General features: G+C 64.9%; 17 protein-coding genes. 15 read left to right on the forward strand and 2 right to left on the reverse strand.

Features of this window, described 5'->3' with window-relative positions:
• The 5 genes from C493_RS00640 to C493_RS00660 form a co-directional block, all read left to right on the forward strand.
• Positions 1–1,570, forward strand: a 1,570-nt coding sequence (locus tag C493_RS00640) for a serine protein kinase PrkA (protein ID WP_007257447.1), incomplete at its 5' end; no start/stop codon positions are given.
• 22 nt (positions 1,571–1,592) lie between these two features.
• The gene (locus tag C493_RS00645; protein ID WP_007257448.1) at positions 1,593–2,924 is read left to right on the forward strand and encodes a YeaH/YhbH family protein; all 1,332 of its coding nucleotides are present in this window, start codon (positions 1,593–1,595) and stop codon (positions 2,922–2,924) included.
• Between the two features lie 12 nt (positions 2,925–2,936).
• Positions 2,937–4,964 carry a SpoVR family protein gene (locus tag C493_RS00650; protein WP_007257449.1) on the forward strand — a complete coding sequence of 676 codons (2,028 nt, stop codon included), beginning with the start codon at positions 2,937–2,939 and terminating at the stop codon, positions 4,962–4,964.
• A 95-nt stretch (positions 4,965–5,059) separates the two neighbouring features.
• A complete protein-coding gene (locus C493_RS00655) occupies positions 5,060–6,094 on the forward strand; it encodes a HEAT repeat domain-containing protein (RefSeq protein WP_007257450.1) in 1,035 nt (344 codons plus the stop codon).
• Between the two features lie 374 nt (positions 6,095–6,468).
• Positions 6,469–6,879, forward strand: a complete 411-nt coding sequence (locus C493_RS00660; protein ID WP_007257451.1) for a secondary thiamine-phosphate synthase enzyme YjbQ — start codon at positions 6,469–6,471, stop codon at positions 6,877–6,879.
• A 29-nt stretch (positions 6,880–6,908) separates the two neighbouring features.
• Here C493_RS00660 and C493_RS00665 read toward each other — a convergent pair whose 3' ends face one another.
• Entirely contained in the window at positions 6,909–7,574 is a 666-nt protein-coding gene (locus C493_RS00665; RefSeq protein ID WP_007257452.1) for a glycerophosphodiester phosphodiesterase, read from the reverse strand.
• A 242-nt stretch (positions 7,575–7,816) separates the two neighbouring features.
• Between C493_RS00665 and C493_RS00670 the strand changes: the two genes are divergently transcribed.
• The gene (locus C493_RS00670) at positions 7,817–8,266 is read left to right on the forward strand and encodes a response regulator (protein WP_007257453.1); all 450 of its coding nucleotides are present in this window, start codon (positions 7,817–7,819) and stop codon (positions 8,264–8,266) included.
• A gap of 130 nt (positions 8,267–8,396) precedes the next feature.
• A complete protein-coding gene (locus C493_RS00675) occupies positions 8,397–9,131 on the forward strand; it encodes an SDR family oxidoreductase (RefSeq protein WP_007257454.1) in 735 nt (244 codons plus the stop codon).
• A gap of 18 nt (positions 9,132–9,149) precedes the next feature.
• Here the strand turns inward: C493_RS00675 and C493_RS00680 are convergent, their stop codons facing one another.
• Positions 9,150–10,517 (reverse strand): sodium-dependent transporter, encoded by a 1,368-nt coding sequence (locus C493_RS00680; protein ID WP_049889056.1) that lies wholly within the window; start codon positions 10,515–10,517, stop codon positions 9,150–9,152.
• Between the two features lie 267 nt (positions 10,518–10,784).
• Between C493_RS00680 and C493_RS00685 the strand changes: the two genes are divergently transcribed.
• The 8 genes from C493_RS00685 (at position 10,785) to C493_RS00720 (ending at position 19,587) form a co-directional block, all read left to right on the forward strand.
• Entirely contained in the window at positions 10,785–12,329 is a 1,545-nt protein-coding gene (locus C493_RS00685) for an acyl-CoA carboxylase subunit beta (protein ID WP_007257456.1), read from the forward strand.
• 4 nt (positions 12,330–12,333) lie between these two features.
• Positions 12,334–12,717: a hypothetical protein gene (locus tag C493_RS24000; protein WP_007257457.1), complete on the forward strand. Its 384-nt coding sequence runs from the start codon at positions 12,334–12,336 to the stop codon at positions 12,715–12,717.
• Between the two features lie 217 nt (positions 12,718–12,934).
• Positions 12,935–13,123 carry a DUF7525 family protein gene (locus tag C493_RS00695; protein WP_049889057.1) on the forward strand — a complete coding sequence of 63 codons (189 nt, stop codon included), beginning with the start codon at positions 12,935–12,937 and terminating at the stop codon, positions 13,121–13,123.
• Positions 13,124–13,230: 107 nt separating this feature from the next.
• On the forward strand, positions 13,231–13,455 hold the full coding sequence (locus C493_RS00700; RefSeq protein WP_007257459.1) for a DUF7123 family protein: 225 nt from the start codon (positions 13,231–13,233) through the stop codon (positions 13,453–13,455).
• Positions 13,456–13,576: 121 nt separating this feature from the next.
• Entirely contained in the window at positions 13,577–14,020 is a 444-nt protein-coding gene (locus C493_RS00705; RefSeq protein ID WP_007257460.1) for an SRPBCC family protein, read from the forward strand.
• A gap of 4 nt (positions 14,021–14,024) precedes the next feature.
• Positions 14,025–14,903: a carbon-nitrogen family hydrolase gene (locus C493_RS00710; protein ID WP_007257461.1), complete on the forward strand. Its 879-nt coding sequence runs from the start codon at positions 14,025–14,027 to the stop codon at positions 14,901–14,903.
• Between the two features lie 315 nt (positions 14,904–15,218).
• On the forward strand, positions 15,219–17,054 hold the full coding sequence (locus tag C493_RS00715) for an acetyl-CoA carboxylase biotin carboxylase subunit (protein ID WP_007257462.1): 1,836 nt from the start codon (positions 15,219–15,221) through the stop codon (positions 17,052–17,054).
• 700 nt (positions 17,055–17,754) lie between these two features.
• Positions 17,755–19,587, forward strand: a complete 1,833-nt coding sequence (locus tag C493_RS00720; RefSeq protein WP_152421069.1) for an outer membrane protein assembly factor BamB family protein — start codon at positions 17,755–17,757, stop codon at positions 19,585–19,587.
• Positions 19,588–19,597: the final 10 nt, after the last annotated feature.

Consider the following 19,597-nt stretch of genomic DNA (forward strand, 5'->3'; position numbering starts at 1 on the left):
GATGTGTATAAGAGACAGCCTGCGAGTCAAGAACTACGTCGTCGATGTCGGCCAGGGCGTCGGCGTCCTCCACAGCGAAGACGACGGACCGCCCAAGGAGCGACTCGTCGGCTCCTGGATGCACGGCATGCTCCAGGAACTCGACTCTCGCGGCCGAAAGAACCCGCAGGCGTTTAGCTACGACGGCGTTCTCTCCCAGGGCAACGGCGTTCTCACCATCGTCGAGGACGCGGCCCAGCACGCCGACTTGCTCCAGAAGCTGCTGAACGTCCCCGACGAGCAGTCCGTCAAACTCGACAAGGGGATCGGGATGGACGTCGACAGCCAGCTGCTGATCATCTCGAACCCCGATCTGGAGGCCCAACTGAACCAGCACGCCGACCGCAACGGCATGGACCCGCTGAAGGCGCTCAAGCGACGCCTCGATAAACACCAGTTCGGCTATCTGACGAACCTGAGCCTCGAGACCGAACTCATCCGCCGGGAACTGACCGGCGAGACGGAGGTCTGGGAGGCCGACAGCTACGACGAACTCGAAGAACGGATCCGCGAGCCGGTGACCGTGGCGGTCAAAGAGCAAGACGGCGAGACGAGAGACCGGGAGTTTGCACCCCACGCGATCGAAGCGGCCGCCCTGTACGCGGTGGTCTCTCGGCTCGACGAGGAGAACCTCCCGAACGGGCTGGATCTGGTCGACAAGGCGCTGATTTACGACCAGGGCTACCTTCAGGAAGGCGACACCCGCCGCGAGAAAGACGAGTTCGACTTCGACGGCGAGGCCCACGACGGCGAGCACGGCATCCCGGTCACCTACACCCGCGACACGCTCGCGGAACTGCTCCAGACCGACCGCGACCGCCACCACGCCGATCTGCCGGTCGAGGACGTCGTCATGCCACGAGACGTCCTGAACGCGATGGCCGAGGGGCTGGCCGACGCGCCCGTCTTTTCGACGGGCGAGCGCTCGGAGTTCGAAAACCGCATCGTGCCCGTGAAAAACTACCTGTTCGACCGCCAGGAACACGACGTCATCGAGGCGATCATGCACGACAAACGCGTCGACGAGGAGACCGTCGCCGAGTACGTCGAGCACGTCTACGCCTGGGAGACCGACGAACCGCTGTACAACGACCGCGGCGAGCGCGTCGAGCCCGATCCGCTGAAGATGAAACTCTTCGAGATCGAACACCTCGGGCGCTTCTCCGAAAGCGAGTACGAGGGGAACCTTCCCCGCGAGAGCGTCCGGAACTTCCGGCGCGAGAAGGTGATCACGTCGCTGAACCGCCACGCGTGGGAACACCGCGACGAGGACTTCTCGGTGCAGGACGTCGACCTGACGGCGATTCCGGTGATCAAGTCCGTCCTCGAGAGCCACGACTGGGACGACGTCCAGCGAACCTTCGAGGACTTCGACCCGCGCCAGTGGGACGATCCGCCGAGCGAGACGGAGACGGAGTCCGTCAAGGAGGAGACGATCGAGACAATGGTCTCCGAGTTCGACTACTCCGAGGCCTCGGCCGAACTGACCAGCAGACACGTCATGGGACAGGTGAGCTACCGATGGGACTGATCACAGACTGCGAGGGACGATCATGGGACTGAGAGACGACCTCGAGCGATTCCGAGAGGTGGGCGAAGAGCGCCGCGAAGACTTAGCCGATTTCATCCAGTACGGCGACCTGCGCGGCGAGGGGAACGGGGACATCCAGATCCCCGTCAAAATCGTCTCGCTGCCGGAGTTCGCGTACGACCAGCGCGACCAGGGCGGCGTCGGCCAGGGCGAGGACGGCACGCCCCAGCCCGGACAGCCGGTCGGCGAGCCCCAACCCCAGCCCGGTGACGGCGACGGCGACGAAGACGGCGAACCGGGCGAAGAGGGCGGCGAGCACGAGTACTACGAGATGGATCCCGAGGAGTTCGCCGAGGAGTTAGACGAGGAACTCGGCTTGGACCTCGATCCGAAGGGCAAGAAAGTCGTCGAGGAGAAGGAAGGCCCCTTCACCGATATGACGCGGACGGGGCCCGACAGCACGCTCGACTTCGAGCGGATGTTCAAGGAGGGGCTCAAGCGAAAGCTCGCGATGGACTTCGACGAGGAGTTCCTGCGCGAACTCTGTAAAGTCGAGGGCATCGAACCCCGCGAGGTCTTCGAGTGGGCCCGCGGCGAGAACCTCCCCGTCTCGATGGCCTGGGTCGAAGAGGCCCACAGCGAGGTTCCCGACGACGAGCGCGGCACGTGGGACTCCATCGAGGCGGTCGAGGAGAACGTCGAGCGCGAACCGGTCCAGCAGAAGATCCGCCGCGAGGGGATCAAGCAGGTCCCCTTCCGCCGAGAGGACGAGCGCTACCGCCACCCCGAGATCATCGAGGAGAAAGAGAAGAACGTCGTCGTCGTCAACATCCGTGACGTCTCCGGGTCGATGCGCGAAAAGAAACGCGAACTCGTCGAGCGCACCTTCACGCCGCTGGACTGGTACCTCCAGGGCAAGTACGACAACGCCGAGTTCGTCTACATCGCCCACGACGCAGACGCCTGGGAGGTCGAGCGCGACGACTTCTTCGGCATCCGCAGCGGCGGCGGGACGAAGATCTCGAGCGCGTACGAACTCGCGAACGAACTGCTCGAGGAGTACCCCTGGAGCGACTGGAACCGCTACGTCTTCGCCGCGGGCGACTCCGAGAACTCGAGCAACGACACCGAAGAGCGCGTGATCCCGATGATGGAGGAGATCGACGCCAACCTCCACGCCTACGTCGAGACCCAACCCAGCGGCAACGCTATCAACGCGACCCACGCGGAGGAACTCGAGCGCCACTTCGGTACCGACGCCGACGACGTCGCCGTGGCGTACGTCAACGGCAAAGCGGACGTGACCGACGCGATCTACGAGATCCTCTCGACGGAGAGCGAGGACGACGAGTGACAGTACCCGACCATGAGTAAGACCAACTCCAACGCCGACCGATTCCGCAAGCAAGCGATCGCGGGCGAACTCGAGGAACCGGTTACCGAGGCCAGAAACCTCGCCCGGAAACTCGGCCTCGATCCCTACCCCGTCAAGTACTGGATCATCGACTACGACGAGATGAACGAGCTCATCGCCTACGGCGGCTTCCAAAGTCGCTACCCCCACTGGCGGTGGGGCATGCAGTACGACCGCCAGCAAAAACAGGGCCAGTACGGCGGCGGGAAGGCCTTCGAGATCGTCAACAACGACAATCCGGCCCACGCCTTCCTCCAGGAGTCGAACACGATCGCCGACCAGAAGGCGGTGATCACCCACGTTGAGGCCCACTCCGACTTCTTCGCGAACAACGAGTGGTTCGGCCTCTTCACCAGCGGCCGCTCCGACGACGATCAGGTCAACGCCGCGGCGATGTTAGAGCGCCACGCCAGGGCGATCGACGACTACATGTCCGACTCCGAGATCGACCGCGCCGAGGTCGAGAAGTGGATCGACCACTGCCTCTCGCTGGAGGACAACATCGACCAGCACCGCGTCTTCGAGCGCCGCCTCGACGTCGACGGGCCGATCGACGACCTCGACGACGACATCGCCGAGAAGTTAGACGAACTCGGCCTCTCCGACGAGGTGAAAGGCGAAGTGTTCGACGAGGAGTGGCTCGAAAAACTCGAGGAGGCCGACGAGTCGGTCACCTTCCCCGAAGAACCCCAGAAGGACGTGCTGGCGTTCGTACGCGAACACGGCAAACAGTACGACGACGAGGCCGGCCGCGCCGTCGAGATGGAGGAGTGGCAACGCGACGTTCTGGACATGATGCGCGCGGAGGCCTACTACTTCGCCGCCCAGAAGATGACGAAGGTGATGAACGAAGGGTGGGCGGCCTACTGGGAGTCGACGATGATGACCGACGAGGTCTTCGCCGGCGACGACGAGTTCGTGAACTACGCCGACCACATGGCGAAAGTCCTCGCCTCGGGCGGACTCAACCCCTACAGCCTCGGCATGGAGCTCTGGGAGTACGTCGAGAACCGTACCAACCGACGACAGGTCCTTGAGAACCTGCTGCGCGTCGAGGGCATCTCCTGGCGCAACCTGATGGACGTCGTCGACTTCGACGACGTGCTCGACGAACTCGAGGCGCCCGAGGCGCTCGAGACGATCACGGCCGACACGCTCGACGCGCTCGAGGAGGTTCCTGCGGAGTGGGTCGACCGCGACGCGCTCGAGGCGGCACGCGAGGGCGAGATCGACGTCGACGCCTACCCGTGGAAGGTCCTCACCTACGAGGGGCTGGCCCGCAGACACTACTCGCTGGTCAAGCGCCAGCACCGCGGATTTCTCAGCCGGGTGAGCCAGAACGACTTAGAACAGATCGGGCGGTACCTCTTCGACGACGCGCGCTACGAGAGCGTCGCGGCGGCGCTCGCGGACGTCGAGTTCACGGCCGGCTGGGACCGGATGTTCGACATCCGCGAGAGCCACAACGACGTGACCTTCCTGGACGAATTCCTGACCCAGGAGTTCATCACGGAGAACAACTACTTCACCTACGAGCACTCGAAGGCGACGGGTCAGTTCCACGTCGCCAGCGACGCCGCCGAGGACGTCAAGAAGAAGCTGCTGTTGCAGTTTACCAACTTCGGGAAGCCGACCATCGCGGTCTACGACGGCAACTACAACAACGCCAACGAACTCCTGTTGGGCCACCAGTACAACGGCGTGATGTTGGACCTCGGACAGGCCAGAGAGACCCTGAAGCGAATCTTCGAACTCTGGGGGCGGCCGGTGAACCTGCTGACCATCGTCAAAGAGGTCAACGAACACGACATCGAGGTCGCCAAGCGCCGCAACCGCGAGCCCGAGGCCGAAGAACAGGGCAAGCTCCTCCGATACGACGGCGGCGAGGTCACCGTTGAGGACGTCCCGTGGGACGAGGTCGACCACCTCGCCGCGGACGACGTCGATTACGACACGAAACCCGACGAGTGGCTCGCCTGAGCGTGATAACCCGCAGCTTCACCCTTTCGTGTCGCTCTTCTCTGGAGAAAACTCTCGGAAAGCTTTTGGTCTCCATCCTACATCCTCGGGATATCATGGATGGGGAAGGGGGCGAGGCGATCGAACGGGTGCGTCCCGACGGCGACGCGTTCGATCTCCCCTCGGTCCTCGCACAGCTGGACGCGGACGAACCGAGCGAACAGCGAGACGCGGTCGAGACGATCCGTCGCGCTATCGCGGACCGACCGGACGCGTGTCTCCCGACCGTCCCGAAGCTCCGCGGCCTGCTCGCCCGGGACTCCCTCGAGTGTCACGAACTCGTCGCGGGCTGTCTGGCCGACCTCGCGGTCGAATCGACCGCCGACGTCGCCCCCTCGACCGAGGCGATCGTCGCCTTCGTCGCCGACAACCCGTCGACGGACGCGACGGGTGAGTTGCTTCGCTGTCTCGAGACGGTCGCTGCCGACCAGCCGACCGCCCTCGCCGGTCACGCGTCGACGCTCGCCGACGTCCTCGAGCAGCGGCCCGGCTACGACCGCCACGGCCTGCGCGTGTTCGATCACCTCTCTCGAGAGCAGCCGTCGACGATCGAACCGGCCGTTCCGGTGCTCGTCGACGCTCTGTGTGCGACGCCGACGGAAAACGGCGTGGTCGTCCTCTCCGCACTCGGACGGCTGGCCCGAACGGGGGTCTCGTTACCGACCCCCGCGTCCGCGTTCGTCGAACCGGCCCGAACGCTCGTCGACCACGAGGAGACGTCGCTGCGGCGCAACGCGGTCGGCTGTCTGGCCGACGTCGCCCGCCGACACCCCGCGGTCGTCGAACCCGCCACCGACGACCTCGCGACCGCGCTCGAGCACGACGACGCCGAGACGCGGGCCAACGCGACCGTCGCCCTCGCGCGCGTGGCGTCGGGAACCGACGCCGACCTCGAGGACACACAGCGGGCGCTGCTCACCCTCCTCGAGGACGAGGACTACGACCGCGTGCGGGCAAACGCCTGCGTCGCGATCGGTCACGCCGAACTCGAGGCCGCGACGACCCGACTCGAGCGGTTGGCCTACGAGGACCCGAACCCGGACGTTCGCGAGCGCGCGCGGTGGGCGCTCGATCAGTTGACCACGCAGTAGGTGGCGAGCGGTGGATGGCGTCGCTCACGCGGTCACAGTTCGACCGCGCCGATCCAGCGCTCCGTCCCGTGAACCGGACAGAACGACTCGTGGTTTCGTTCGCAGTTGGGATCCATACACCACCCGCACGAACACCATCGTTGCATCGAGCGGTCCGGAATCGTGCGTCGGCACAGTGTGCATCTCGCCCCCATATGGCGTGATACTATCTGACACACTATAGTCGTCTATTCCGAAATCAGCTTACTGTCCGCCACTCCGGTAATTCGCGGGCAAAAACGCGATGGACGCGACGACGGTTTCGCTCGCATCTGTGTCGCTGGTGTCGCTCTGGGACCGCAACGCAGTGGGTTCTGGCGCTCGTCTGGAGACGTATGGCATCGACGCCGATACAGGAGACGTTCACCGTCGAGACCGACGACCGACTGACGACCGTCGACGTCACCGACCGCATCGCCGACCTCGTGCCCGACGACCTCGCCGTCGGAACGGTCACGGCGTTCGTCGGCCACACGACGGCAGGGCTGCTCGTCCAGGAAAACGAGTCGCGCCTGCGCGGCGACCTCGAGACGTTCCTCGGCGACCTCGTCCCCGACGAGGGACACGCACACGACCAACTGGACGGCAACGCCGACTCGCACCTGCGGGCGGCGCTGGTCGGGCCGGACGTAACGATTCCCGTTTCCGACGGCGAGCCGGCGCTCGGGACGTGGCAGTCGATCTTCGTGCTCGAGTGCGACGGGCCGCGGACCCGGACCGTGACGGTGACCGTCCTTGGGGCGTAACGGGCGTAGCGGACGTCGCCGCGCAAGCGTTAGACGCGAAGCGGCCGATCCGCGGAGATGCAGTCGACGCCGCGCCACTCGAGCAGTTTCGCCGTCAGCCGGCGCTCGAGCGACCAGGCGTGAATCTCGAGGTCGACGGTTTTCGCCCGGGGAACCAGATTCGTCGTCAGGCAGCGCCAGTAGTTCGCGCCGATGACGTCGCAGTCGAGTTCGACGGCGGTCGTGACCGGCGTCTCGAGGCGGCGGCTGACGAGCAAGCCCGTCGGCTGATCGCGGTCGAGTTCTCGGATCGCTCGCAGTTCGGGATGAAGAAAGGACGTGGTGACGACGCGGTTGTCGATCCCGGACGCGTCGATCGCCGCGAGCACGTCCGCGGCGATTCCGAGTTCCTTCATCTCGAGGTTGACCTCGACGCCCGACGGCAGCGCCTCGAGCAGTTCCTCGAGCGTCGGCACGCGCTCGCCCGACTCGAGGACCGTGTGGGTTTTGAGCTCCTCGAGGCTGCTGTCGGCGACCGTTCCGACGCCGCCGGTGACCCGGTCGATCGTCTCGTCGTGGATGACGACCAGTTCGCCCGAGCCACAGCGTCGAACGTCGAACTCGACGGCGTCGGCGTGTTCGGCGGCGGCCTGGATCGCGCCGATAGTGTTCTCGGGAGCCGTCGCGGCAAATCCGCGGTGAGCGATCAGTCGCATTCGATACAACAACGGCGTCGATCGGCTTCAGTGGCTCGCTACGGTCGATGTTCGATCCGATGAACGATATCGGTGCGTATGACGACCCTATTGCACGATTTCGACGTATTAGCTACCGACCTCCAAAGACTTTAGCAACTACGACTAAATCGGCTCTCCAACTAGGATAGGTCGATCACAGTCCCGAATGCTGACGCGAGCTTCGCGGTCCCCGCCGATACAAGTAGCTGTGGTGACATTCAATGAACGAGAGACTTTCAGAACCGATCGATATCCTTCTCGTCGAGGACAACCCCGGCGACGTTCGTCTGACCGAGGAAGCGTTCAAGCAACTGCCGACGGAGACGACGATCCACGTCGCAACCGACGGTGACGAGGCGCTCGACCAACTCTCGAGCAAGCGCGACGAACGAGCGTCGTCGCTGCCCGATCTCATCCTCCTCGATCTGAACCTGCCGCGAATGGGCGGTCTCGAGTTCCTCGATGCGATCCAGGACGACACGACGCTCAGGCGGATCCCCGTGCTCGTCCTGACGAGTTCGAACGCCGTCGAGGACGTCCTCGAGAGTTACACGCTCGCGGCCAACGCCTATCTGACCAAGCCGACGGATCCGATCGAGTACACCGAGATGGTCGAATCGGTCGCGGAATTCTGGTTCGAGCGGGCCGCGTTGCCGCCGATGACGCCCTGACGACGCGGCGATAGACTCGAACTGCCGACACGACTCACAGACGGTATCACCACGGTGGGCCCCGGCCGATCCGCCCGTTGGGATCGGCGCGCCCGAGGCATTCATCCGGCGGGACGTTGCAGTGTCTGGTATGGCTTCCCAATCCAACTACGCGGTCGATTTCGACGGCACCGTCGCCGTGATCACGGGCGCGAGCGGCGCGCTCGGCAGTGCCGCCGTCGAACGGTTTCGAGACGCGGGTGCGACCGTCTGTGCCGTCGACGTGCGCGCGCCCGACGACGAAGACAGCCTACTCGAGACGGACGTCGGTTCGAACGCGGACGTCCACTTTTACGAGGCCGATCTCACCGACGAGGACGAGGTCGAACCGCTGTTCGAGACCGTCGTCGACGACCACGGCCGCCTCGATCACCTGCTGAACATCGCCGGCACCTGGCGCGGCGGCGATCCGATCGCGGAGACCGACCTCGAGGAGTTCGAGTCGCTCGTCGATATCAACCTGAAGACGGCGTTTCTGGCGTCGAAACACGCCATTCCGCACCTTCGGGACAGCGAGGGCGCGATCGTCAGTATCAGCGCGCGCTCCTCGCTCGAGGGCGGCGAGGGGGACGGCCCGTACCGAATCACGAAGGCCGGCATTCGGCTGCTGACCGAAACTATCGCCGAGGAAAACAAGGGAACGGTCCGCGCCAACTGCGTCATGCCGAGCGTCATCGACACGCCGATGAACCGGGAGATGATGCCCGACGCGGACCACGACGCGTGGGTCGACCCCGCCGAGATCGCCGACGTGATGGCGTTTCTCTGTAGCGACGGGGCCGCGGTCACGAGCGGTGCGGCGGTGCCGGTCTACGGCGAGGCGTGAAAAAAGGCGCTCAGATCGTTACAGGTTCGCGTCGAGCCAGTCGGCGAAGTCTCCGCTCAGGAACTCGGCGTACTCAACGAGGCCGAGGTACAGCGAGACGATCAGCACGATGATGATCGGGACGCGGATGGCCCAGATCCAGGCCTGACCGAGACCGCCGAGATCGCCGATCCCTTTCTCGAGTTCGTCCACGGCGACCTGTGGAGCGACCCAGCCGACCAAGATTGCGAGCAGCAGCGCGCCCAGAACCAGCAGGATCGAGTCGGCGAAGTAGTCGAGCAGGTCGATGAAGATGATGTCCCACGTAGCCGGGACGCCGAGCAGGTAGATCGCACCGCCCATGCCGACGGCGGCCTTCCACCGATCGATTCCTATCTCGTCGATCGCGTACGATGTGACGACCTCGAGCAGCGAGATCGCACTCGAGAGTGCGGCGATCGCGACGGTACCGAAGAAGACGATGCCGAGGAGTCGACCACCGGTCACGTCCGCGAACGCCTCGGTCATCGAGATGAAGATCACCGACGGTCCGGGGTCAGCGGGATCGACGCCCGCACTGAAGAGAACCGGGAAGACGAGCAGGCCAGTCAGGAACGCGATCCCGGTGTCGAAGCCGATGATCGTCGCGCCGTCTTTCGCCAGGTTCCGGTCCTCGCCGAGATAGGAGGCGTAGGTGATCATGACACCCATCCCGAGCGAGAGGGTGAAAAACGCCTGTCCGGCGGCAGCCGGCAGAATATCCGTCCACTCGTCGGCGATCACGCCGAAGTCAGGCGAGAGGTAGTACTCGTATCCGGCACCGGCGTCGGGGAGGGTGAAAGCCCAGACCGACAGGCCGATGAGCAGGACGATCAGCGCGGGGACCATCACCTTCACGGCCAGTTCGATCCCGCGGCGGACTCCGAGCGCGACGATGCCGACCGTCGCGATCATGAACACCGTGTGGAGAAGGAACGCGTCCAGTCCGGCGGTCAGATCGCCGAACATCGCCCCCGCCTCGCCGTAGGCCTCGAGGTGACCCCCGTAGCTGTCGCGGAATCCCTCGAGGAAGTATCGAACGAACCAGCCGGCGATGACGCTGTAATACGAGAGAATAACGAATCCGGTTATGATGAAGACCCCACCGACGTACTTCCAGGCGTTCCCACCGTACTTGAGCAACGCACCCACCGGATTGCGTTCGGTTTTTCGTCCGATGACGAACTCCATGAGGATTGCCGGGAATCCAACCAGTGCGATGAAAAGAAGGTAGACCAACAGAAATGCGGCCCCGCCCCCTTCACCGGTGACGAACGGGAATCGCCAAATGTTTCCTAACCCGACCGCGCTACCCACGGCGGCCAGGATGAATCCTGTACGTGTTGCCCATGTTTCTCGTTGAGCCATACCCCACTCTTTGAAAGAGTGGACACATATAACTTTTCGTGAAGCCAAAACTCTCCCTCGGATCGGGGATAGCCACCGATGCTCGCCCGTTTCAGATTTCCGTAGATATGTTAGGAATGTGGTTGAAACGATTTTCACACAACCGACATCACTGCCGGGTCGTTTGTTTTCGTCTGGTTATTAATCGTGAAGGTATTACGGAATCCTTTTCCTGTTGGTCATCACAGAAGGTCGTATGAGACAGACAGGGGTGTTCCCAGCATGACGATGGAGGACCGCATCGACGAACTCGAGGAGTTGCGCGAAGAGGCTCGCCTGGGCGGCGGTGAGGACCGCATCGAGAAGCAACACGACAAGGGCAAGATGACCGCCCGCGAGCGGATCGACTACTTCCTCGACGAGGGCACGTTCACGGAGTTCGACCAGCTTCGAACCCACCAGACGAGCCAGTTCGGGATGGAAGAGAAGAAAATCCCCGGCGACGGCGTCGTCACGGGGTACGGCGAGGTCAACGGGCGCACCGTCTTCGTTTTCGCTCACGACTTTACGGTCTTCGGCGGCTCGCTCGGGGAGGTCTTCGCCGAGAAGGTCTGCAAGGTGATGGATATGGCGATGGAGGTCGGCGCCCCGGTTATCGGCCTCAACGACTCCGCCGGCGCCCGCATTCAGGAGGGCGTCAAAAGCCTCGCCGGTTACACGGAAATCTTCCGCCGCAACCAGGAAGCGAGCGGCGTCATCCCCCAGATATCCGCGACGATGGGGCCGTGTGCCGGCGGCGCGGTCTACTCCCCGGCGATCACGGACTTCATCTTCATGGTGAAAGACACGAGCCACATGTACATCACCGGCCCGGGGGTCACAAAGACTGTCACCGGTGAGGAGGTCACCCACGAGGAACTCGGCGGTGCGATGACCCACGCCGGCAAGACCGGCGTCGCCCAGTTCGCCTGCGAAAGCGAGGAACAGGCCCTGGACGACATCAAGCGCCTGCTCTCGTACCTCCCGCAGAACAACGTCGAGGACCCGCCGCGGGTCGAACCCTGGGACGATCCCGACCGCCGCGACGACGCGCTGACGTCGATCGTTCCCGACAGCCCGCAAAAGCCCTACGACATGACCGACGTCATCGACTCCGTGGTCGACGAGGGCTCGTTCTTCGAGGTCGGGGAGAACTTCGCGAAGAACATCGTCGTCGGCTTCGGCCGCCTCGACGGGCGCTCGGTCGGCCTCGTGGCGAACCAGCCGCGGGTCAACGCCGGCACCCTCACCGTCGACGCGTCGATGAAAGCCTCGCGGTTCGTCCGCTTCTGTGACTCCTTTAACATCCCGATCGTCACCTTCGTCGACGTGCCGGGGTACATGCCCGGAACCGACCAGGAACACCGCGGCATCATCCGCCACGGCGCGAAGTTGCTCTACGCCTACTCCGAGGCGAGCGTCCCGCTGCTGACCGTCATCACGCGGAAGGCCTACGGCGGCGCCTACTGCGTGATGGCCTCGAAAAACCTCGGCGCCGACGTCAACTACGCCTGGCCGACCGCCGAAATCGCCGTCATGGGGCCGAAGGGTGCGGTCAACATCCTCTACCGCGAGGAACTCGCCGAATCCGACAACCCCGACGAACTGCGGGAGGAACTCATCGAGGAGTACCGCGAGGAGTTCGCCAACCCGTACACTGCAACGGACAAAGGTTTCCTCGACGACGTCATCGTCCCAACCGAGACTCGCCCGCGTCTGATCGCCGACCTCGAGATGCTCGAGACGAAACGCGAGTCGAACCCGGACAAGAAACACGGCAACATCCCGCTGTAAGCGCATGACCGCCAATCAATCGAACGTCGAACGCAAGGCCGATGGCAACGGCGGGAGTGGAGCCGCCGCCGAATCCGACGCGAGCGACCAAGCGGCCGTCGGCGAGCAGGCGTCCGCGTCGCTTGGACTCCCCGCCGACGTCGACCTCGAGTTGCCGGACGACGCGACCGACGAGGAGTCCGCCGCGATCGCCGCCGCCATCGGCGCGCACCTCCACGATCACGCGCTCGCGGTCGCCGCGGCGGCGGCCGACAGCGAGGAGACGTGGGACGACAAGCGGTGGGCCTTCGCGGGTCGGATCCGCGCCCAGCAACAGCGGACCGTTCGCGTTCCACGCGACGCGCCCACGAACCCGTGGGCCGCCGCCGGCCGAACCGATCGGTTCTGACCGCCGGCCGATTCGAAAATCGCCCCTCGAGTGTCGAGACGCGATTTCCGATCCACGACCACCGATTTGCGGCAGCATAGTTCTCGGCGTAGACGCGAATCCAACGCTGGCAGCAGCGGCGATGGCAACAGTTCGCCGGTCTCGAGGCCGAACGGTCGGCTCTGATCACCGACGGTGAATGAATGCTATTAAGAGACACCGGGAACAACCCCCCGCTATGGCCACGCAAACCGAGTCATCGACGGACATGGGTGTTGGACTGGCGCTCGCGCTCGGCGCGGTCGCTGCGATCGGTGCGATCTTGATGTTTATCGGCGCACCCGATATGACCGCCGCCTGGGGCTTCGCCGCGGCGATGATCTTCAGCGCACTCGCGGTCGTCGGCATCCACATCTACTGGGACTGAGCCCATTCGTCCGCGCTCGCTCGCTTTCGAACCACCACCCGAACCGGTGAACCGAGACTGCACGCTTAACAGTTAAGAGCGACGACGCCCTAGCCCCTCCACGGACGATGACCGACTACTCCGACGAAGAGCAGCGAATTCTCTCACATCTTCGAGAGAGCGCCGCCCGAGGCGAACAGTACTTCCGGGCGAAAAACATCGCGGACGCCATCGGACTCTCGTCGAAACAGGTCGGCGCCCGACTCCCCCACCTCGCGGAGAAATCGGACGACGTCGACATCGAAAAGTGGGGTCGTGCCCGCTCGACGACGTGGAAAGTCACCCTGAGCTAGGTCGCCGACCGCGACTGCCGCGTCTTCGGCGCCACCCCGCTCGGTGTCGGTGCGGGAAGTCGGCTCCGGCCGAACAGTCCGGTCCGCGGTTTTTTTATCGCAGACTCCCGGAGATAGGCCTATGACTGTACGCGTCGACCGGTCGTTCGAACTGTCGGCACCCCCCGAACGCGTCTGGGAGTTCATCGCCGATCCGGAGAACCGCGCGCAGGCGATCAGCGTCGTCCAGGAGTACACGGCCAACGACCCGGCCGGCCGACAAGTCACCTGGCACGTCGAACTGCCGATCCCGCTCGTTCGGAAGACGGTCACCGTCGAAACCGAAGACGTCACGCGCGACCCGCCGTCGTACGTCGAGTTCGTCGGTCGCTCGAAGGTACTGAACGTCACCGGCGAACACGAAATCGTCGAAACCGACGACGGCAGCCGCCTCGAGAACCGGTTTACCGTCGACGGAAAGCTCCCCGGCGTCGAGAAGTTCTTCAAGCGGAACCTGGACGGCGAACTGCGGAACCTCCAGCGCGCGCTCGAGGCCGACCTCCGGTCGACGGCGTCGGAGCGGTGAACGGATGAGCGACTATACCACACCCACGACGGACACGACGAACGGGAACGAATCGACCGCCGAATCGCGGACGCTTCGACTCGCGCTGGCCCAACTCGAGGTCGAACCGACCGCCGTCGAGGCGAACGTCGACCGAGCGCTCGAGGCGATCGGTCGCGCCGCCGAACGCGGCGCGGATCTCGTCGCCCTGCCCGAACTGTTCAACGTGGGCTACTTCGCGTTCGATAGCTACGAACGGCTGGCCGAACCGCTCGAGGGGGAGACGTTCGAGCGGATCCGGGAGGCGGCGGCGGAACGCGACGTCGCCGTCCTCGCGGGGAGCATCGTCGAGGACCTGGCAGCGACCGAGTCGGCCGCGAGGCCGGCCGACGAGGGGCTCGCGAACACGACGGCGCTGTTCGACGCCGACGGCGAGCGACGGCTCGTCTACCGAAAACACCATCTCTTTGGCTACCAGTCGGCCGAGTCGGAGCTGCTGGTCCCCGGCGAGCGAATCGAGACGGCCACCGTCGCCGGCGTTACGATCGGTGCGACGACCTGCTACGATCTCCGGTTCCCGGCGCTCTACCGGCAGCTGATCGACGACGGGGCGGAGCTCCTTCTGATCCCGAGCGCGTGGCCGTATCCGCGAATCGAACACTGGGAGACGCTCTCGCGAGCGCGCGCGATCGAAAACCAGGCGTTCGTCGCGACGATCAACGGCTCGGGACGGTTCGACGACGCCGACGCGACCCTCCTCGGCCGCTCGACGGTCTACGACCCCTGGGGGACGACGCTCGCCTCGAGCAGCGACGAGCCGACGCTCGTCGTCGCCGACCTCGACCTCGAGGCAGTCGCACGCGTTCGCGAGGAGTTTCCCGCGCTTCGGGACCGCCGACTGTAATCTCGCGACGCGGCGGGCGGGAGCCGACCGCTGACTTTTTATTGCGCGGCGCCGTCTGTCCGGATGCCGGTTGACGGCGCTTTTCACGTCCCGACCGGCACTGCGCGTCGCTCCGGCCCGTCGCACGCTCGTCTCCCGGGAACGAGCGGCTTCGACTCCGCGTCCCGCGCCCGCGTCTCCTCTCCCCTCGTCCACGTCCCTTTCGGCGCCTGAAACCGTTTCTCGAGCGCTATCAGTAGCTCGACTGGACTCTCGTCGTCGGGCGACCCGTTGCGAAAAAGTAAGGTAGTGGGTTATCGTGTGATTCAATCAGGAATGTTCAGGAAGGTTCTGGTCGCGAACCGCGGGGAGATCGCCGTTCGAGTGATGCGGGCGTGTGAGGAGTTGAACATCGGCACAGTCGCCATCTACTCCGAGGCCGACAAGGACTCGGGCCACGTTCGGTACGCCGACGAGGCGTACAACGTCGGTCCGGCGCGCGCGGCCGATTCGTACCTCGACCACGAGGCGGTTATCGAGGCCGCACGAAAGGCCGACGCCGATGCCATCCACCCCGGCTACGGCTTCCTCGCGGAGAACGCCGAGTTCGCAGGGAAGGTCGAAGACGCCGAGGGAATCACCTGGGTCGGTCCGTCGGCCGAGGCGATGGAGAGCCTCGGCGAGAAGACCAAAGCCCGGACGATCATGAACGAAGCCGACGTGCCGATCGTCCCCGGGACCACGGACCCCGTTACCGACCCCGAGGAGGTCAAAGCCTTCGGCGAGGAACACGGCTATCCGATCGCCATCAAGGCCGAAGGCGGCGGTGGCGGCCGCGGGATGAAGGTCGTCTGGGACGAAAGCGAGGCCGAAGACCAACTCGAGAGCGCCCAGCGCGAGGGTGAGGCGTACTTCGACAACGATTCGGTCTACCTCGAGCGCTACCTCGAGAACCCGCGACACATCGAGGTCCAGATCGTCGCCGACGAACACGGCAACGTCCGCCATCTGGGCGAACGCGACTGTTCGCTTCAGCGCCGCCACCAGAAAGTCATCGAGGAAGGTCCCTCCGCGGCCCTGACCGACGAACTCCGCGAGGAGATCGGCGAGGCCGCCCGTCGCGGCGTCGCCGCCGCGGACTACACCAACGCCGGGACCGTCGAGTTCCTCGTCGAGGAAGCGCCCGGCCGCGGCCCCGACGAGCCCCTCGGCCCCGACGCGAACTTCTACTTCCTCGAGGTCAACACCCGGATCCAGGTCGAGCACACCGTCACCGAGGAGATCACGGGCTACGACATCGTCAAGCGCCAGATCCGGATCGCGGCGGGCGAGGAACTCGACTTCGAACAGGACGACGTCGAGATCGACGGCCACGCGATGGAGTTCCGCATCAACGCCGAGAACGCGGCCAACGACTTCGCGCCCGCGACCGGCGGCACGTTAGAGACGTACGACCCGCCGGGTGGAATCGGCGTCCGAATGGACGACGCGCTCCGCCAGGGCGACGAACTCGTCACCGACTACGACTCGATGATCGCGAAGCTGGTCGTCTGGGGCGAGGACCGCGACGAGTGTATCGAGCGCTCGCTGCGAGCCCTGCGGGAGTACGAGATCGACGGCATCCCGACGATCATCCCGTTCCACCGGCTGATGCTCACCGACGAGGAGTTCGTCAACAGCACGCACACGACGAAGTATCTCGACGAGGAAATCGACGAGAGCCGCATCGAGGAGGCCCAGGAGCAGTGGGGCGGCGACACCGGCGACGGCTCCGGCGACGACGAGGAGAGCGTCGAACGCGAGTTCACCGTCGAGGTCAACGGCAAGCGCTTCGAGGTCGAACTCGAGGAACACGGCGCGCCAGCCATCCCGGCTGGCGACGTCGACGTCGGTGGCGGCCAGGCCGAACCGCCCCAGCCCGCCGGCGGCGACAGCGGCGGCGCGGATCTCGAGGGCAGCGGCGAGACCGTCGACGCCGAGATGCAGGGGACCATCCTGGACATCGAGGTCGAGGAAGGCGACGAGGTCGCCGCCGGCGACGTACTCGTCGTCCTCGAGGCGATGAAGATGGAAAACGACATCGTCGCCTCGAAGGGCGGCACCGTCACCGACATCGCCGTCGAGGAAGACCAGAGCGTCGACATGGGCGATACGCTCGTCGTCCTCGAGTAACGCGGACTCGCGCGGCGACGACGGGCTGACGACTGCTACCCCCGTCGGTCGGTTCGCAGACCGACTCGTTTTGCTGCCGTTGGCGACCCGACTACAGTAGTGTACATGTGCGGCCCAACCGTCATCTCGGGTCGCACGAACCGATAGCTACACGCGGCCTCGAGCGACGTCAGGTCGACGCCCGACGGGCGCCGCGTGATCGGACCGACGACTGGTCAGTCACTCGGTCCGGACGATTCCGAGCCGTCGGGACGCCACCGGGAGGCGGTCGATGCGGGCGCTGCCCGCACGTGGTGGAAGTTCAGTCGATGCGTCTCCCGTGGTCTGCCCGTTTTGCGATCGTTTCCGCGTGACCGGCAGGACCGTTCTGCGTTTCCGCCGAGACAGCGGGAACCGCGGGTTCGCTTTGCGCCTCGCGACTCGAGGGGGTCATAGAGCACGCTCGTCCGTTTCGTCGCTGCATTCTCCGCGAACCACCCTTCGGACGGCTCTCAGGCGGCTACGATCGACCGAGTCGAGGCTACGCGTGTATCTAATCGATAACAATTAGATCTGTAGATATATTCGGAAGTATTAAATTACAACTCTAGATTAATACTGTTGTGATCACACCAACTCTCCGAACGGACGGACAGTGCCGTATCGACCGAGTTACGCGGACGACGCTGCGACCGCGGCGACGACTGACGGAGGTCACGCGATGAACAACGCGGCGCTCGACCGGCGTCGACTGTTGCAACTGACCGCGACGGGCGTCGTCGGCGCGGCGGCCCTCTCGAGTAGCGGGTTGGGTAGCGCGCGTTCGCTCGACGTCGATCCCGGGGAGAAGCGATGGTCGTTCGAGACCGACTTCGGGATCACGCGGTCGTCGCCGACAGTTGTCGGCGGGACCCTCTACGTTGGCGGCCGAGACGGACGCGTCTACGCGCTCGACGCGGACGACGGCGGCGAGGAGTGGACGTACGAGACCGACGGACTGATTCTTCCCTCGCCGGCAGTCGTCGCCGGGACCCTCTACGTCGGGAGCAACGACGGCCACGTCTACGCGCTGGACGCGGACGACGGGAGCGAGGAATGGATCTTCGAGACGGACCTCGAGGCGGAGTTCGAACACGTCTGGTCGTCGCCGGCGGTTGCCGATGGTACCGTTTACGTTGGTGGCAAAGACGGGACCGTCTACGCGATCGACGCGGACGACGGCAGCGAAGAGTGGCGGTTTACCGATCCCGAGGATTGGATCGTTTCCTCGCCGACGGTAGCGAACGGGACCGTCTACATCGGCAGCGGCTCGTTCTTCAACGAGGCGCAAGCGACCGTTTACGCACTCGACGCGGCCGACGGCACCGAGCAGTGGTCGTTCGAAGCCGGCGACTACGTCGCCTCCTCACCGACCGTCTACGACGGGACCGTCTACGTCGGTGACGCCGATTCTCGAACCGTCGGTGGATCCACGCCAGAAACAGGAGCGGGTGCCTCGAGTCCGTCGTCGATAGCGACGGAGACGCCCGCGGCACGCCCAGCGAGGGTGGATGCGACCGACGGGACTGATCTGCGGTCGGGGACCACCCACGCCTCCGTCCGAACGGTCGGCGCCGGATCGGTCGGCACCACGACCGAACAGGAGACGGAACCGTTCGGAAACGTCTACGCGCTCGACGCCGACGATGGCACCGAGAAGTGGTCGATCGAGACGGACGACGTCGTCCGGTCGTCGCCGACGGCGTTCGACGGCACCGTCTACATCGGGAGCCGAGACAGTAACCTGTACGCCCTCGACGCGGCCGACGGCACCGAACAGTGGACGTTCCGGGCGGGGGAAACCATCGAATCCTCCCCGACGGTCGCCGACGGACTGGTCTTCGTCGGCAGTTACGACGGCAACATCTACGCCGTCGATACGGACGACGGCAGCGAGGAGTGGGTCTTCGAAACGGACGGCAACATCAGGTCTTCACCGACGGTCGTCGACGGCACGCTTTACATCGGCGCCGACGGGGGTCACGGTGGCGAGGACGTCAATATCTACGCGATCGGTGCCGGCGTCGACGGCTCGAGCGAGGGCTCGCGCCTCGCAAGCGGTACGCTCGGCAATCACGCCGAGTGGGTCGACCGCGCCGTACCGGGCCCCGACGCTGCGTTCTCGGTCGAACCGTCGGAGCCCGGCGTCGACGACTCGGTCACCTTCGACGCCGCCCCTTCGACGGGCGATATCGACAGCTACGAGTGGGCATCGACGGACGTCGACGCGTTCCCCGAGCGCGGCGAATCGGTTACACACACTTTCGAGGAACCGGGTACATACGACGTGACGCTAACCGTAACGATCGGGTCGCTCCGCGACTCGGTCACGGAGACGGTCACGGTAGCGGAATCGGACGAAGGAGGCGACGATGCCGACGGCGACGACGACACCGACGACGATGCCGGCGACGGCGTTCCCGGATTCGGCATCGTGGGAACGCTCTCGGGGATCGGTGGTGCGGGCTATCTTCTGCGACGACGACTCTCTGGCGACGATTCGCGAGACCACTGAGGAATAGCAA

Origin of the sequence: Natronolimnohabitans innermongolicus JCM 12255, from assembly GCF_000337215.1 — an archaeon.
Classification (GTDB): domain Archaea; phylum Halobacteriota; class Halobacteria; order Halobacteriales; family Natrialbaceae; genus Natronolimnohabitans; species Natronolimnohabitans innermongolicus.